The organism is Pseudanabaena sp. BC1403, assembly GCF_002914585.1.
GTDB lineage: Bacteria > Cyanobacteriota > Cyanobacteriia > Pseudanabaenales > Pseudanabaenaceae > Pseudanabaena.
Genome location: NZ_PDDM01000006.1, coordinates 42,894 through 57,519, shown reverse-complemented (window position 1 = coordinate 57,519; position 14,626 = coordinate 42,894). Strand labels below are relative to the sequence as shown.

13 protein-coding genes and 2 pseudogenes are annotated in these 14,626 nt (G+C 41.6%); 7 read left to right on the top strand and 8 right to left on the bottom strand.

Features of this window, described 5'->3' with window-relative positions; all coding sequences use genetic code 11:
• Nucleotides 1–114: 114 nt before the first annotated feature.
• Nucleotides 115–333, bottom strand: coding sequence for a hypothetical protein (locus CQ839_RS07505; RefSeq protein WP_181016135.1), 219 nt, complete (start codon nucleotides 331–333; stop codon nucleotides 115–117).
• Nucleotides 334–714: 381 nt separating this feature from the next.
• Here CQ839_RS07505 and psbP point away from each other — a divergent pair, with 381 nt between their 5' ends.
• Nucleotides 715–1,263, top strand: coding sequence for a photosystem II reaction center PsbP (gene psbP, locus CQ839_RS07500; RefSeq protein WP_103667776.1), 549 nt, complete (start codon nucleotides 715–717; stop codon nucleotides 1,261–1,263).
• A 37-nt stretch (nucleotides 1,264–1,300) separates the two neighbouring features.
• On the top strand, nucleotides 1,301–2,455 hold the full coding sequence (locus CQ839_RS07495; RefSeq protein WP_103667660.1) for a PP2C family protein-serine/threonine phosphatase: 1,155 nt from the start codon (nucleotides 1,301–1,303) through the stop codon (nucleotides 2,453–2,455).
• Between the two features lie 43 nt (nucleotides 2,456–2,498).
• Here CQ839_RS07495 and CQ839_RS07490 read toward each other — a convergent pair whose 3' ends face one another.
• On the bottom strand, nucleotides 2,499–2,822 hold the full coding sequence (locus CQ839_RS07490) for an STAS domain-containing protein (RefSeq protein WP_103667659.1): 324 nt from the start codon (nucleotides 2,820–2,822) through the stop codon (nucleotides 2,499–2,501).
• A 184-nt stretch (nucleotides 2,823–3,006) separates the two neighbouring features.
• Between CQ839_RS07490 and CQ839_RS07485 the strand changes: the two genes are divergently transcribed.
• On the top strand, nucleotides 3,007–4,092 hold the full coding sequence (locus CQ839_RS07485; RefSeq protein WP_103667658.1) for an Mrp/NBP35 family ATP-binding protein: 1,086 nt from the start codon (nucleotides 3,007–3,009) through the stop codon (nucleotides 4,090–4,092).
• A gap of 71 nt (nucleotides 4,093–4,163) precedes the next feature.
• Here the strand turns inward: CQ839_RS07485 and CQ839_RS07480 are convergent, their stop codons facing one another.
• A complete protein-coding gene (locus tag CQ839_RS07480) occupies nucleotides 4,164–4,403 on the bottom strand; it encodes a type II toxin-antitoxin system HicA family toxin (RefSeq protein ID WP_103667657.1) in 240 nt (79 codons plus the stop codon).
• The gene (locus tag CQ839_RS07475; RefSeq protein WP_103667656.1) at nucleotides 4,390–4,641 is read right to left on the bottom strand and encodes a type II toxin-antitoxin system HicB family antitoxin; all 252 of its coding nucleotides are present in this window, start codon (nucleotides 4,639–4,641) and stop codon (nucleotides 4,390–4,392) included. The genes CQ839_RS07480 and CQ839_RS07475 overlap by 14 nt, the downstream gene beginning before the upstream one ends.
• A 245-nt stretch (nucleotides 4,642–4,886) precedes the next feature.
• Between CQ839_RS07475 and CQ839_RS07470 the strand changes: the two genes are divergently transcribed.
• Nucleotides 4,887–5,576: a PIN domain-containing protein gene (locus CQ839_RS07470; RefSeq protein WP_258040653.1), complete on the top strand. Its 690-nt coding sequence runs from the start codon at nucleotides 4,887–4,889 to the stop codon at nucleotides 5,574–5,576.
• Between the two features lie 108 nt (nucleotides 5,577–5,684).
• Here the strand turns inward: CQ839_RS07470 and CQ839_RS07465 are convergent, their stop codons facing one another.
• A complete protein-coding gene (locus CQ839_RS07465; protein WP_103667655.1) occupies nucleotides 5,685–7,673 on the bottom strand; it encodes a sodium:proton antiporter in 1,989 nt (662 codons plus the stop codon).
• A gap of 46 nt (nucleotides 7,674–7,719) precedes the next feature.
• Nucleotides 7,720–9,306 carry a Ppx/GppA phosphatase family protein gene (locus CQ839_RS07460; RefSeq protein WP_103667654.1) on the bottom strand — a complete coding sequence of 529 codons (1,587 nt, stop codon included), beginning with the start codon at nucleotides 9,304–9,306 and terminating at the stop codon, nucleotides 7,720–7,722.
• Nucleotides 9,307–9,501: 195 nt separating this feature from the next.
• On the opposite strand from CQ839_RS07460, the gene CQ839_RS07455 reads away from it, so the two are divergent.
• From CQ839_RS07455 to CQ839_RS07445, 3 genes are all read left to right on the top strand, one after another.
• Nucleotides 9,502–10,602, top strand: a complete 1,101-nt coding sequence (locus CQ839_RS07455) for a hybrid sensor histidine kinase/response regulator (protein WP_103667653.1) — start codon at nucleotides 9,502–9,504, stop codon at nucleotides 10,600–10,602.
• A 310-nt stretch (nucleotides 10,603–10,912) separates the two neighbouring features.
• Complete coding sequence (locus CQ839_RS07450; protein ID WP_103667652.1) at nucleotides 10,913–12,001, top strand: response regulator; 1,089 nt, start codon at nucleotides 10,913–10,915, stop codon at nucleotides 11,999–12,001.
• A 190-nt stretch (nucleotides 12,002–12,191) separates the two neighbouring features.
• A complete protein-coding gene (locus CQ839_RS07445; RefSeq protein ID WP_103667651.1) occupies nucleotides 12,192–13,388 on the top strand; it encodes a Coenzyme F420 hydrogenase/dehydrogenase, beta subunit C-terminal domain in 1,197 nt (398 codons plus the stop codon).
• A 323-nt stretch (nucleotides 13,389–13,711) separates the two neighbouring features.
• On the opposite strand, the pseudogene CQ839_RS25990 reads toward CQ839_RS07445, so the two are convergent.
• Both CQ839_RS25990 and CQ839_RS25985 read right to left on the bottom strand, forming a co-directional pair.
• A pseudogene (locus tag CQ839_RS25990) lies at nucleotides 13,712–14,059 on the bottom strand (response regulator); the annotation flags it as partial.
• A gap of 108 nt (nucleotides 14,060–14,167) precedes the next feature.
• Nucleotides 14,168–14,491, bottom strand: a pseudogene (locus CQ839_RS25985) (ATP-binding protein); the annotation flags it as partial.
• Nucleotides 14,492–14,626: the final 135 nt, after the last annotated feature.

Below are 14,626 nucleotides of genomic sequence, written 5' to 3'. Positions count from 1 at the left end.
AGTGATGACTCGTTGTTGATAATACTTTTCTATTGTGCCAAAAAATTAAAAAACAAGGGGCTTAATCCCCTTGTTTCGCTAAAAAAGGAGGTGCGATGCACCTCCTTTTTTTAATTACAAGCGAGAAGCTAATCTTTCAAAATCAGCTTGGGTACTTGATAGCATCCTGCTACGGCTATCTGAATTGCGATCGCCACTTAAATTCGGGACGAGGTTACGGGCTTGCAATGCCATATGTAACTGTAAATGTGCGACGTATTCACTCAGATCGCCTTGAACATCAATTTGTTTGAGCGCTACAGATTTATTGCTAGTCACCGCGTTACCTCTCATTTAATTATGTGAATGTAAACTAGATATGATTTTTTAAAGACTAATCTCTCGTCTGATTGAGATTAGATAAGTTATTTCTATAACTTTTGATATAGAACTTATCATACAGGTGTTCTTAGCAGATATGCCTAGATACGAAGCGTAATCTTTTGACGCAATACTTAACAATCCAAACAATTCAAAAGTTAACGATACTGAGAGATGAATCTATCCTTTAGCTTTTGGATTGATATCTCTAGAGGTTGCGGCAGTACTGTATTCTAGTATTGACAGGTCTTATACGGCTGTTAGTAATAGGTTGTTCTAACTACTTGGTTGATAAGATATCTCAATATTTTCGTGAAAATTTTTGTTGCTTTCTTTAATTTAATTCCTTTAATCATGCTTAAACGTGCCGTTTCTACCATACTTGTCGTATTTGCCCTATTTCTTACCAGTTGTGCTAATACTCCTACGAGTGGTCTCGTGCCATTTTCAGATAGTAAAGATAGCTACCGATTTTTATATCCCAATGGCTGGACAGAGACAAAAGGTAATTCAGCGATCGATATTTTGTTTCACGACATTATTGAGCCTTCAGAAAATGTATCTGTTGCCATTAGCAAGCTAGAAACAGTAAAAAATCTTGAAGAAATTGGCGAGCCTGAAGCGATCGGATTGCGTGTGCAGCAACGTGTTGTCGCTCCCGAAGGTTCTGGTCGTCAAGCAAAGTTGCTTAGCGCGAATCAGAGAGAATCAGGCGATCGCAAATATTACATTTTTGAATATGCAGTTCAGCGTCTACAAGGTGAACCCCGTCATGACCTCGTAACGGTATCTACAAATCGTGGTAACCTTTACACCCTCAGTATTTCTAGCTCTGAAAGACGTTGGGATAAAGTCAAAGATTTATTTGCTAGAGTTGCCAAATCTTTCAGTATTGGCGAATAGAAACAAGTAAAAATCTTTGTAAGCCTGCGATATCAATATGCTTCAAATTCTCGTCATTGATGATGATCCTACAATCAGAATGACTCTTAAGAGATTTCTTAAGAGTCAAGGCTATGATGCAATTGTAGCTAAGGATGGAGAAGAAGGATTAGCTAAGGCTAAAGAAATCCACCCATCTTTAATTATTTGTGACTGGATGATGCCCATCATTGATGGTTTGGAGGTGTGTCGCCAGATTAAGAGCAACCCAGATCTAGCAAATATCTACTTGATTTTGCTAACTGCGCGTGACCAAGAGGGTGACTTGGTGCGTGGTTTGGAAATGGGGGCAGATGACTTTTTAGGTAAGCCTCCACGCATTAATGAGCTAAGGGCAAGGGTAAGAGCAGGGCTAAGACTTTATCAAGCAACTGAGGAAATCCAAAGACAGAAACGGTTAATTGAGCAAGAGCTAGCTCAGGCTTCGCAATATGTGCGATCGCTTTTGCCTGAGCCTTTTGAAGGTGAAGTTTCTATTCAATCTAGCTTTTTGCCATCAACCCAGCTTGGGGGAGATAGTTTTGACTATTTTTGGCTAGATGATGATAACTTAGCGCTTTACTTACTGGATGTCTCTGGACATGGGGTTGGATCAGCCCTTTTGTCTGTATCAGTTTTAAATCTGATGCGTACCCGTAGCTTAAGACATAGTAGAACATCTCAGGACACGACTGATTTTTATAAACCCAGCGAAGTATTAAGTGATCTCAACAATACTTTTCAGATGTCTGTGCATAATGAGATGTACTTCACGATCTGGTATGGCGTTTATAACAAACAAACCCACAAGCTAGTTTATGCAAGTGGAGGGCATCCTCCAGCTGTTCTAATTTCCAATGAAGATATTCCTAAAATTAAGTTACTCAAAACTGCTGGTCTTCCCATTGGAATGATGCCTGATATTAATTATCAAGAGCAAGTTTGTGAGATTGATACTAGTAGCAGGCTATATCTATTTAGCGATGGGGTTTACGAAATTCCTCAAGAGAATGACAATATTTGGGGATTTAATGCTCTTATTGATACATTTATTAGGATTCCCAGCGATCGCAGTTCACGCATTGAGCATATATTAACTTGCGTTAAAGCCGCAGCCAATAATCGTCCTTTTGAAGATGATTTGTCTCTATTAGAAATCGAATTTCATATATAAAAAGATGGAGAGGGACGCAAAGCGTCCCTCTCCATTTTTAAAATTAATTCAAGGTTGCATTAAATTCGTCAACTGTCGGGTAGATTTTAAAAATCTTAGTCATGCTAGTAAGCTCAAATAGCATTTGCACTTGATCGTTAGCGCCACAAATCACCATGTCACCACTACTATTGCGGATCGCCTTTAGAGCTGATACTAATGCTCCTAATCCAGAACTATCCATAAAAGTAATCTCTTGAAGATCAACTAATAAATATTTGGGAGGAGTTGGGACTGAGGCAATGTCATTAACTTGGCGGCGAAAATCAGCCGCAGTCGTGACATCTAATCTTCCTGAAGGTTGGATAACTTTTACTTGATTACTCATGAATTTTTTCTTGGCTCAAAGATTTAGTTTAATAATTGCAGGAATACTGATTAGTTATCAAGTTTAAATTGGACGCATCAACATAAGCATAAATCTTTAATCGATTTTTTTTGCTCTTATTTGGGCTTTAATGAAATCTTGTCACTGTTAAGCAATTGTTTTAATTTATAAATTCTCTAAATCTATGGCTGATTTACCTGATTTACAAGCGATTGAGGATGCACTAGCACCAATTATCGATCCTGATCGCCAAGAAAGTATTATCGAGCTGGATATGGTGCGTGATATTGCCATCAAGTCCAATGGGGTGGTCAGTTTCACGTTATTACTAAAGGATCCTAATAGTCCTAATCGCGATCCTTTAATCCAAGAATGTAAAACTGCCATTAAGGCGATCGCCTCCGTCAGCGATGTTTGGGTAAAGGTAATCGCCAACACTCCTGCGATCGCAACACCAGAGGCTCCCACAAGCTTATTAAAAGGTATTGACGGCGTTAAATACGTCCTTGCAATTTCCAGTGGTAAGGGCGGCGTAGGCAAAACTTCGGTCGCAGTAAATGTCGCTGTTGCTCTTGCGGACATGGGTGCAAAGGTTGGCATTCTTGATGCTGATATCTATGGACCAAATGTGCCTGTGATGTTGGGTATGGAGTCGGCGCAAGTAAAGGTGGTCAAGGCTGAAAATGGCGCGGATGTAGTCGAGCCAGCCTTTAACTATGGTGTAAAAATGATCTCGATGGCATTTCTAATTGCCAAGGATCAGCCTGTGGTTTGGCGTGGTCCAATGCTGAATGGTGTAATTCGTCAGTTTTTATACCAAGCAAACTGGGGCGAACTTGATTATTTGATTGTGGATATGCCTCCTGGGACTGGTGACGCGCAGTTGACGCTTACGCAGTCTGTGCCACTGGCTGGAGCCGTAATCGTGACGACACCACAAACGGTTTCGCTTTTGGATTCTCGCAAGGGTTTGAAGATGTTCCAAAATATGGGTATTCCTGTTTTGGGCATTGTCGAAAATATGAGTTATTTCATTCCGCCCGATATGCCTGATAAGCAATACGACATTTTTGGCTCTGGCGGCGGTAAGAAAGCTTCTGAGGAGCTTGGGGTGGAGTTACTTGGCTGTGTGCCGCTCGAAATCAGCTTGCGCGAAGGTGGCGATCGCGGTGTGCCTATTGTGTTAGGTCATCCTGAGTCTGCTTCGGCTAAGGCTTTACGAGAAATTGCGAAGGCGATCGCAGCTAAAGTCCAAGAACAGGACAACTAAAAATTAAGTTCTGGTTAATTTTAGATTAGATGTTGACTTTTACGAGTAAATCAACCCGAACGCAGGTTGATTTACTCGTAAAAGTAAGGAAACAGTTCTGATTCGAGAATATAGCGGGTAGCTTGCCGAAAGATTGCCTGACAAGTTCCTGTGGCTAATTCGCGATGGTTAGGAATAGTGAGAGTTTCTTTACCAAGTTGAGTGATGCGGCGCAACTTAATGTGACTCCCTTTCTGACTATGCACGTCAAAACCAAATTTTTTGAAAATGGCGATCGCATCTGCACCAGAGAGTCGTTTAAGCTTTGACATATTCGGGTTGTAGCTCAAAGGTGACAAAAATTGATGGGTTGGCAACCAAACCGAAGTCTTCAGGATTTTCGTCTTCTAGATGTAACCCAACTGCTTCTATAAGATTTTCGACAACTTCATCTAGGGTGTTTCCCTGTGTGACCACTGATATTTCCAAGCATTCGGCAACATAACCACCTTCTAAATTTGATCGAATAAATGATTTGATGTTTTGCTGAAGTTTGATGTGACTTTTCATCTATGTATCACGAATGATTAACGCAATTTTTCTATCATCTGTATGTTAGCGCGATCGCTGTTTGGTGAAGAGATCGCGATGTACCAATTGTGTTAGGTTATTCTGGGTCTGCATCTGCTAAGGCTTTAAGGGAGATTGCGAAGGCGATCGCGGTTAAAGTCCAAGAATAAAATAATTTTTCTAGTGCAGTCTCGTAGACGATTCAAAAGTTTACGAGGCTGCTGTTCAACTTATATTTATGAAGAATGATGATTGAAGATAATCACAGCATTAATCAAAATGATGATGATGAGATAGGTAGAGTATTATTGATTGACTTAGAAAACTGTCCTGATCAGATTTCTCAGCTACAAGAAAAATTAGAGCAGTTCTCACAAGTTGTAATTTGCTATGCACAAACTGGAGCAAAAATACCTCTTGATTGGCTTATTCCACTTAGTGGAACGGTCAGTTCAAACAAGCTAAAAATTTTTAAAATGACAAATGGGGGTAAAAATGCAGCAGATTTTGGTATTTGTTTTTTTGCTGGTATTTTGATGCAACAGCTGCACAAGCAAACACATTTTGTAATTATTTCAAATGATACTGATTTAGATCACGTTGTAAACTTGCTTCAAAGTCAGGGACGTTCAGCGGAACGTATAAGCACCAAAAAAGAAGAGAATAAAACTACTACAGTCCCTAAAACTACAGTTGAATCTACAGCTTTAGTCTCAGCAATCAAGGTATATTGTACGCAACTTGTTACCTATAACCAAAATAGACCAGCAACTAAAGATGCTCTCTTCAATACCATTAGAACTAGGTTCAAAGAGTCTCCTCAGTTAGCAGAAGAAGTTTTTAAGTTGCTAACTACACGGGGTGCTATCAAAATTTCAGAGAATAAAGTATCTTACAATGATCACAAAATAAAAGAGCTTCTAACACAAGAGTGATTATTCTCTCGCAAAGGAGTAATCTTAGATAGAGAAATAGGCGATCGCCTTATGCCAATTCTCAAATGGTGTTGCCATTTTTGAGAATCCAAAAACTCATCAAAACTTCTACGATCGCCTATTTAAAATATCCTTTGCCATTTTTAAGAAATAATCTGGACTAGCAGCAATATCAGCATCTTTATTTTTGTTGCTGCGTGAACTAACTCCATTAGATTCATTTGTCTTTTGAGCAATATCGAGATCCGAAAGAACTACGGGCGTTATGTCTAAGGTGTTGGGAGGCAGAACTTCGGATTGAGCAGGAGATAAGGCTTTGGGGGTATATAGCAAATATAAAATGCGATCGCCTTTTTCCCATAACATATCCGCAGATACTATTTGTAATTGACCTTTGCGCTCAAACAATAGTGGCAGTAATATTCCTGCATTAAACATCATATTAAAACGATTTAACTGTTCTTCAAGTTCTTCTTCGATGAGTAGGAATTCCCCAACTCTCACTTCCCGTTGCAGAATATATTGATTCCAAGTTTTAATTGGAACACGAGCACTAAAAGCTTGCTGGACTTCAGCCTCTCCATTGCGATCGCCTTCAGCCTCTTTAATATAAACAGCAAATACTTTAGGCGGATTGAACTCCTTCGCTGCAATTTGAGCGATGACGATATTCACATCGGTATTAACGGTCAGGGCTACAAAGGTTCCCACCGAGTCCAATCCAGCTTCAGCCAAAGATTTTGCATCCAAGCCATTACTCACAAAAGCAGGAATATCATACTCAGCAGCTTGTTTGCAAAGCTCGGCACTAGTATCGATAAGAGCCACACGTTGACCATTCGCTTGAAATAGCCTTGCCACCAAAATTCCAATCGGATTACTACCCACAACCACCAATCCTGAAATATCAGGTTGATTGAGCCCTAAGAGTTTCGCCACAAATTTGGCGGATAACCCTTGCAAAAAAACAGTCATCGCGATCGTGAGGAAGACCAAAGCCTTAATCGATTCACCGCCATTAACTCCCCGTTCTGTTAATAAAATCGAAAAGAGCGAAGCTACAGAAGCAGCCACAATTCCTCTAGGTGCACACCATGACAAAAAAGCTTTTTGCCGCCAAGTGAAGCTGCTATTCCATGTGCTAACAATCACATTGATCGGACGGACAATAAACATCAGAAAGAGAACTGTCTGCACACCTCCCCAACCAAGGGCAAAGATACTTGGAATGGAAAGATTTGCTGAGAGTAAAATAAATAGAACTGAAACTATGAGAGCCACGAGTTGGCTCTTAAATTTAAGTAAAGCTCGACTATTGGGAATTTCGGAAGCACGTAGAACAATTCCCATCAAGACAACCGCTGTTAGTCCCGATTCGCTTTGAATTTCTTGAGCAATTCCAAATAGTCCTAATACCGCCGCCACTACCACCGCGCTTTTAGTATCTTCCGCAAGAAATGCGGCACGTTGCAAAAATTTGCCCAATAACCAACCTGCGATCGCACCCAGCAATCCGCCAACACCTAGCCGCAATCCTAGATCACTAACAACCGCAAAAGCTCCAGATGTCGGATTTAAAGCGACATCGAGGACGACAACGGCAAGCACTGAACCGATCGCATCAATTAATACGCCTTCCCCTTCAAGGATCGTGGCAAGACGGCGATCGAGTCCGACCTCTTCAATAATCGGATTAACGACCGTTGGTCCCGTCACCACCACTAAAGCCGCATATAAAAAGGCGATTGTCCAAGGAAATTCACTCAACCAATAGGCAGCAATCCCGCCACCAATTAAGGTAATCAAAGTTCCAATTGTGATTAAATTGCGCAAACTAGCCGATACTTTGCCAAGCTCTTTTAGCTGTAGGTTCAGTCCACCATCGAACAAAATTAGAGCAACAGAAATCGATACGATCGCCTCTAACCCATCTCCTAATAGACGTGGTTGCACTAGATTTAATCCACTCCCTCCCAAAGCTACGCCAAAAATCAACAGAAAAACGATACTAGGCACACGAAAAAAATTCGCGATGACACGAGCAAATACACCTGCGGCGATCGCAATAATTATTAGTAAAGAGAGAGAGCCTTCCATAAGATAAATCTCAGTAGAAAGGGATGACGCTTAGCGCCAACCCTTTCTACTCTAAAGATACTGACAGCGTAACGTTAAACTGAGCCTCAAAGGGCTGCTTCTTATAGTCAAGACTCCACAGCTCTAGGGTGCAGGGATCATTGGTTTGTCTAGGTGTAAGTTGTAATCCACAAGCGCGAGTCCGAGGATTACAAACCACCCGAATTGAGTCGATCGCACCAATCTGACGACGATCGAGGGCTGTAGCTATTCGCAAAAATGTACTGCCTTGACGCACAAATAATTTCAGCTGCTCACTATCCAAGCGTTGGAAATTATCATGTTTTTTCTTCGGCTCACTCTTGCGGTGATAACGCGCAAGATTAGCGATTACCTCAATCTCTGACTCGGTATAGCCCAACAACTCACCATTACGAATTAAATAATAGGAATGTTTGTGGTGCGCATCGTGGCTGATGTGATGTCCCGCGTTATGTAGCATCGCCGCCGCCCATAGCAAATGTCTTTCATCTTCACCCCATTCATGGAAAATCCCCTTGGTCTGATCAAATAAACTTAAGGCATGTTCAGCGACTTGCTTCGCATATTTAGTATCAATGCCATATTTATCAGCAAGCTTGAGAATACTGCGATCGCGAACCGTACTTTGATAGCGCCAACCATCCTCGATATAGCCATGACGGATCATCCAATTCACCACCAAGCCTTCTCGCAAGGCTCTCTGGCATAGCATGATTTTGGGAATTCCCAATAAACGCATGGTTTCTAAGAGAACTATTGCACCAGCTAAAATAATTTCGGCTCGCTTTTGGCGCACCATAGCTGTGCGTTCTTCTAAATTTGCACGGCGTAAGCGCCAAACAATATTTTCTAAATCCGCAAAGGGAAGCTCATAACCTTGGAGAGGATTAGGAACTAGCCCCAGTTTTTCTTTAGCATGTAGAGATATCAAAGTCTCGATCGTACCTGATGTGCCGATCGCCTTTAATGTCTTGTCCTCAAGCTTATCTTTAAGTAGCGATCGCAAGTCATCGGTAGGACGCTCAATTGAACCAAGAATGTAACCCAATAATCGATCATATTCTGGTTGCGAAATAGGGTCAGTTTTAATAAATAAATCAGTTAATCGGACTGCCCCAATTTTAGTACTACTAAGATGTAACGGATCGCGACCATCCCCCAAAATCATCTCTGTCGAACCGCCACCAATATCAATCAGCAGATGCGGCTCATCGTTGAGTTCCATCGCGGAGATGACACCTAAATAGATGCGTCTGGCTTCTTCTTGTCCTGAGATAACTTCAACATGCAAGCCTAACTCTTCATAAATGCGGCGGATAAAATCCTGACCATTAGGAGCCTCACGGGTGGCACTAGTTGCTACAGCTACAATCTCTTCAACTTTAAAAGTATGGCAGATTTCCTGACATCGCTTCAGAGCTTCCAGCGATCGCTTCATCGCATCTTCGGTCAAATTTCCTGTTTGAGCGCAACGTTCTCCTAGCCGCACTGTTGCCTTTTCTGATTCAATTACGCTAAAACTAGGGATCGAAGTCTGAATTTGCACAATTACCATGTGAATGGAGTTTGTGCCAACATCGATCGCTGCTAAGGTTTTGACATCTGAAGTCATGGGCTGTTTCCGCGAAATTAATTGCAAACCCAAATTTGTAAGGTTGCGCTCCTGCGGGGCACAACCTTACAAATTGAGGTAAATTATTTTGTACAAGTACTTAAGTCATGGTAATTGAAAACCTGTCAGAATAGAAGGTGCATTCAGTTAACCTTGTCTATATTATGAGGCGCTTCAAGCTTATATATGTAAAGTATGGGAAATAAACAAGTCGTTTTGGTCGTAGATGATGAGCCAGCTAATTTTGATGTAATCGAAATTTTGCTTTTTAAAGAGGGCTATGAGCTTCATCATCAAGACAATGGGGCAGATGCGATCGCCTCTCTTGCCACCATTAAGCCTGACCTTATTTTATTAGATGTGATGATGCCAGACATGGATGGTATTGAGGTGTGCCAGCAACTTAAAAATGATCGTCAATGGCAGCATATCCCGATTATTTTCGTCACTGCCCTATCGGACAAAGAAGATCTTGCCCGTTGTCTGGATGCTGGAGCCGATGATTTTATTAGCAAGCCAATTAACAGCAACGAACTCCGCGCCCGTGTGCGATCGATGTTGCGGATCAAGTCGCAATACGATCGCATTCAAGAGACGATGATGTTGCGTGAAGAAATGATGCAAACTATAGTTCACGATCTTCGCAATCCTTTGATTGGGATCATGTTGGGCTGTGATTCTCTCAAAGTATTAGAGATGCCTGATCGTGCCAGAAAGAGAATTGACCAAATTGGCAAAACAATCGAGCAAATGCGTTTTCTTATTGATGATATTTTGACCATCGGTAGGATCGAAGCTAATAAACTGATTCTCAATCGCACTAAGTTCGATATAAATGAAATAGCAAAATTAGCGATCGCTGAGTTTGAGACTCTCACCACCAGTAAACAAATTCAAATTTTAGGTGAATTTGCCTCGGAACCAGCTTATACATTTGGTGATAAGTATTTAATTCGCCGTGTGTTAAATAATTTACTTGATAATGCGATCAAATTTTCTCCGCAGCAGAGTTCTATTATTCTCAGGGTTGAATGTTTGCCCAAAAATCCTGATCGCCAAGATTTAATCAAGATTGAAGTAATTGATTGTGGTGTGGGCATAAGCTCTGAGCAAAAACAGGTGATCTTTGAAAAGTATGAAGTTGGCAATATTGTGCTGGGTATCTCTCAAATTGGCTTAGGGCTTTCTTTCTGTAAAATGATGATTGAAGCTCATAAAGGGGTTATCTCAGTAACCAGTAATCAACCGAAAGGTGCAATTTTTACAATTTTGTTGGATCGTGAGCATATTAGCTAATTTATACCAATTCACGAAAGTGTGGCGACACTTTCGTGAATTGGTATAAATTAAACCCAGTAAGGGTTTTAAAATCACAAAATGGCTACGCCTTTTGTGATTTGGGATAAAATCTAAGAAGGAGAGAACGGCGCTTTGCGCCGTTCTCTCCTTCTTAGATTTTATGTATTAACCAATCTGAATACAGCTGTAACAAAAAAATTGTGTTAAACCATTAACTGTAGATCGCTCAGACTGTCCATATAAACAATTACGATTGCCTATTAGCAATAAATGGGTAATCTAAGTAAAAACGAAACAAAAGAAAAGTATGACATGCATATTAGTCATCGAAGACGAAGACCTAATTCGCGAGTCCTTAGAAGACTTGCTTTCTGTAGAGGGTTTTGAGGTAATTACTGCCGAAAATGGGGAAAGAGGAGTAAGTCTGGCAAGCCAAAGACATCCTGATTTGATTCTTTGTGACGTAATGATGCCTGTACTTAATGGCTATGGAGTCCTCGAACAATTACGGCAAGATAAAACTTTGAGTACTGTCCCTTTTCTGTTTTTGACTTCGCTGATAGATCGGCGCAGTACTCGCAGGGGTATGTCTTTAGGTGCTGATGATTATTTAGAAAAGCCCTGCACCAAAGATGAATTGCTAGAAGCGATCGCTGTCCGTTTAGGTAAACAAAAAGCTATAGAACAACGCTTTGAAGAAAAGATGGAAGCTTTGCGGACTAGTATCACTCTATCTCTGCCCCATGAGTTACAGACTCCTCTTTCTGGAATTATGGGACTGTCAGAATTGATGATGATGCAAAGCGAAGAGTTGCTCCCCTCTGAAGTTCATGAATATGCTGATGGTATTCACAAATCTGCTGATCGTCTCTATCGATTGATCCAAAACTATTTGCTCTACAGTCGTTTAATAGTGATGAGATCGCAAGGGATGACTAGATTTAACTCAACATATCCGTGCGATAGCCAAACGATTATTAGCAATCTAGGCGATCGCAGGGCAAAATCATGCGATCGCCTAGATGATCTAGAACTAGATCTTGTAGAAGTTGATCTTGCCATTTCGTCAGAAGACTTATCTAAAATTGCTGAGGAATTAATCGATAATGCCTTCAAATATTCCTCAAATGGTAGCAAGGTAGTTCTCAGTAGTAAGGTTACTGATACAGCATGGATATTTAATATCCGAGATAGCGGTCGAGGCATGACTGAGCAGCAGGTTAAAAATATTGGTGCATTTATGCAGTTTGAGCGCCAATTTTATGAACAGCAAGGTATGGGACTAGGTTTATCGCTAGCGAAGATTTTAGTTGAATTTTATGGCGGTAATCTTGAGATTAAAAGCCAAGAAAATATGGGCACAAATCTTTGTATTTCAATTCCTCTTTCATTATGAAAATCGGGTTTTTGAAAACCAGCTTAGGCTGGTTTTCAAAAACCCGATTCTGGTATTTCTAGCGCCAAAGACGCTGGAAACACCAGAATCGGTTTCATAATGAGAATTGCTGGTACATCGCATTGATTAGTTAGCCAATCACCCAAAAAAGATATGATCTAGCTAGATCCATCTAGTCAGAAATAGCAAAATGTCGGTTGTCCCATCCCATCGCAAGGCAAAAGCTCTTGGAGATGTCCAGCGTCGCCCTGCCAAAGAACTGTGCAGTGAATGTGGTCTCTGTGACACCTATTATATTCATTACGTCAAAGAGGCTTGTGCATTTATCACACAACATATTGACGAACTCGAAACGCAGTCACATGGGCGATCGCGTGATCTCGATAACGAACAAGAATTATATTTTGGCGTACATCAAGAAATGATCGCTGCCCGTAAAACTGAGCCGATCGAGGGCGCACAATGGACAGGAATTGTCTCAACGCTAGCGATCGAGATGCTAGAGCGTGGCTTAGTTGAAGGTGTGGTCTGTGTGCAATCTAGTAAAGACGATCGCTTTAAGCCTCAGCCAATTATCGCTCGTACCCGCGAGGAAATCTTGGCAGCAAGGGTCAATAAACCCACCCTTTCGCCAAACCTTTCAGTATTAGAGCAAATCGAGCAGTCGGGTATTAAGAGATTATTAGCGATCGGGGTTGGTTGCCAGATTCAAGCATTACGAACGGTCGAGAAAGAACTTGGTCTAGAAAAGCTCTATGTATTAGGTACGCCTTGTACAGATAATGTGACGCGATCGGGATTACAGAAATTTCTGGATACCACGAGCCGATCGCCTGAAACCGTCGTGCATTATGAATTCATGCAGGACTTTAATGTGCATTTCAGACATTCCGATGGCTCCACTGAGCAAGTGCCTTTCTTTGGACTAAATACTAAAGAACTCAAGGATGTATTTGCACCTTCTTGTATGACCTGCTTTGACTACACTAATGCTCTCGCTGATATCGTTGTTGGCTACATGGGCGCAACCTTTGGCTGGCAATGGATCGTGGTGCGAAACGAGACTGGCAAAGAGATGCTGGAACTGATCAAAGATCAATTGCAGACTCAGCCAGTCATATCCAGTGGCGATCGCCGTGCAGCGGTGCAGCAAGGTATCTCGGCATATGACAATGCGATGACAATTCCGATTTGGCTAGCTTGGATTATTAGTTTTGTCGTCAATAAAGTCGGGCCAAAAGGTTTGGAATATGGCAGATTTTCGATCGATTCGCACTTTGTCCGTAATTTTCTTTATGTGCGCCGTAACTATCCTAAAAAGCTAGAGGCTCATGTCCCTGAATTCGCCAAGCGGATCATTGCTCAGTACCAGTTACCAAAAGTGTGATTTTGTGAATTGGTATTACTTGTCTTAGGACAAATCAATCCTTGGGTTTTATGTCTTACTCTCTTCCCACCAAAAAAATATACATCAAAAACCAAGAATTAGCGTTGCGGCGCTTCGCGCCGCAACGCTAATTCTTCACTGGAGTAGTACGTTTGGCGACAGCTATAGAGCCTTGTCTCAATTTACGGAATCTAAGAAACCATTTAAGAATTACTTTCTGCGGTCAAAAACTCTAAGAGATCCCCCTCAATCCCCCTTAAAAAGGGGGAAGAATTAAATTCTCCCCCCTTTTTAAGGGGGGCTGGGGGGGATCTAGTGAATTCTTAAATGGTTTCTAAAGCTTGCTGAATTAAGAAGTTAAGTTGTCGCAGCTTGACAGGTTTAGCTATATATGAATTGGCTCCTGCCGCTAGACATCTTTCTTGATCGCCTTCCATCGCTAGAGCAGTTAAGGCAATGATGGGAGTATTAATCAAGTTAAGATCGAGGCGAATTTGCTTAGTTGCCTCGATACCATCCATGATTGGCATTTGAATATCCATGAGGATGATATCTGGGGAATTTGCTTTCGCCATGGCAACAGCGTCTTCTCCATTTTTGGCGACGATGATACGGTAATTGACGGCGGTCAGATAGGAAGTGAAGGTTTGAATATTTGCTTCGTTATCTTCGGCGAGTAAAATAAGTGGCGCGATCGCATTTTCAGGATTTACGTCTTGTGGCAATGAAGTTGTGGCGGTTGGTTCCGATTCTGAAGCGCTAGACAGAGACATATCGTAGGGTAGCACAACTGAGAAGCGACTGCCTTTGCCAACTTCACTCTCAGCCATGACCTGACCGTCATGCAGCTCGACAATCTGCTTGACTAGGGCGAGTCCTAAGCCAGTACCTTCGTACTGACGGTTGAGAGCGCTATCCACCTGTATAAAGGGCTGAAAGAGTCGTGGTAGATCGTTGGGGGCAATGCCAATGCCCGTATCTACTACTTGAAATACGATCCTCGGCGAATTCATTTCTCTAAGTTGTTGGGGAATTGTCGCTTCACCTTGCCATGTATCGCCGCTACCGATCGCAACGAGGAGACTTATGTTTCCTTCATTGGGAGTAAATTTGACGGAATTTGTGAGCAGGTTAATCAATACTTGTTTGATGCGACGTTCATCGATATTGATATTGTTTATATGGGTCGGAATATGGCTATAGATTTGGATTCTCTTGTTAAATGCTTGCTGTTTGAC

What these genes read in the sequence shown, in the direction of transcription:
- CQ839_RS07505 (WP_181016135.1), bottom strand. Translation starts at nt 333, where the DNA reads ATGAGAGGTAACGCGGTGACTAGCAATAAATCTGTAGCGCTCAAACAA.
- psbP (WP_103667776.1), top strand. Translation starts at nt 715, where the DNA reads ATGCTTAAACGTGCCGTTTCTACCATACTTGTCGTATTTGCCCTATTT.
- CQ839_RS07495 (WP_103667660.1), top strand. Translation starts at nt 1,301, where the DNA reads ATGCTTCAAATTCTCGTCATTGATGATGATCCTACAATCAGAATGACT.
- CQ839_RS07490 (WP_103667659.1), bottom strand. Translation starts at nt 2,822, where the DNA reads ATGAGTAATCAAGTAAAAGTTATCCAACCTTCAGGAAGATTAGATGTC.
- CQ839_RS07485 (WP_103667658.1), top strand. Translation starts at nt 3,007, where the DNA reads ATGGCTGATTTACCTGATTTACAAGCGATTGAGGATGCACTAGCACCA.
- CQ839_RS07480 (WP_103667657.1), bottom strand. Translation starts at nt 4,403, where the DNA reads ATGTCAAAGCTTAAACGACTCTCTGGTGCAGATGCGATCGCCATTTTC.
- CQ839_RS07475 (WP_103667656.1), bottom strand. Translation starts at nt 4,641, where the DNA reads ATGAAAAGTCACATCAAACTTCAGCAAAACATCAAATCATTTATTCGA.
- CQ839_RS07470 (WP_258040653.1), top strand. Translation starts at nt 4,887, where the DNA reads ATGATGATTGAAGATAATCACAGCATTAATCAAAATGATGATGATGAG.
- CQ839_RS07465 (WP_103667655.1), bottom strand. Translation starts at nt 7,673, where the DNA reads ATGGAAGGCTCTCTCTCTTTACTAATAATTATTGCGATCGCCGCAGGT.
- CQ839_RS07460 (WP_103667654.1), bottom strand. Translation starts at nt 9,306, where the DNA reads ATGACTTCAGATGTCAAAACCTTAGCAGCGATCGATGTTGGCACAAAC.
- CQ839_RS07455 (WP_103667653.1), top strand. Translation starts at nt 9,502, where the DNA reads ATGGGAAATAAACAAGTCGTTTTGGTCGTAGATGATGAGCCAGCTAAT.
- CQ839_RS07450 (WP_103667652.1), top strand. Translation starts at nt 10,913, where the DNA reads ATGACATGCATATTAGTCATCGAAGACGAAGACCTAATTCGCGAGTCC.
- CQ839_RS07445 (WP_103667651.1), top strand. Translation starts at nt 12,192, where the DNA reads ATGTCGGTTGTCCCATCCCATCGCAAGGCAAAAGCTCTTGGAGATGTC.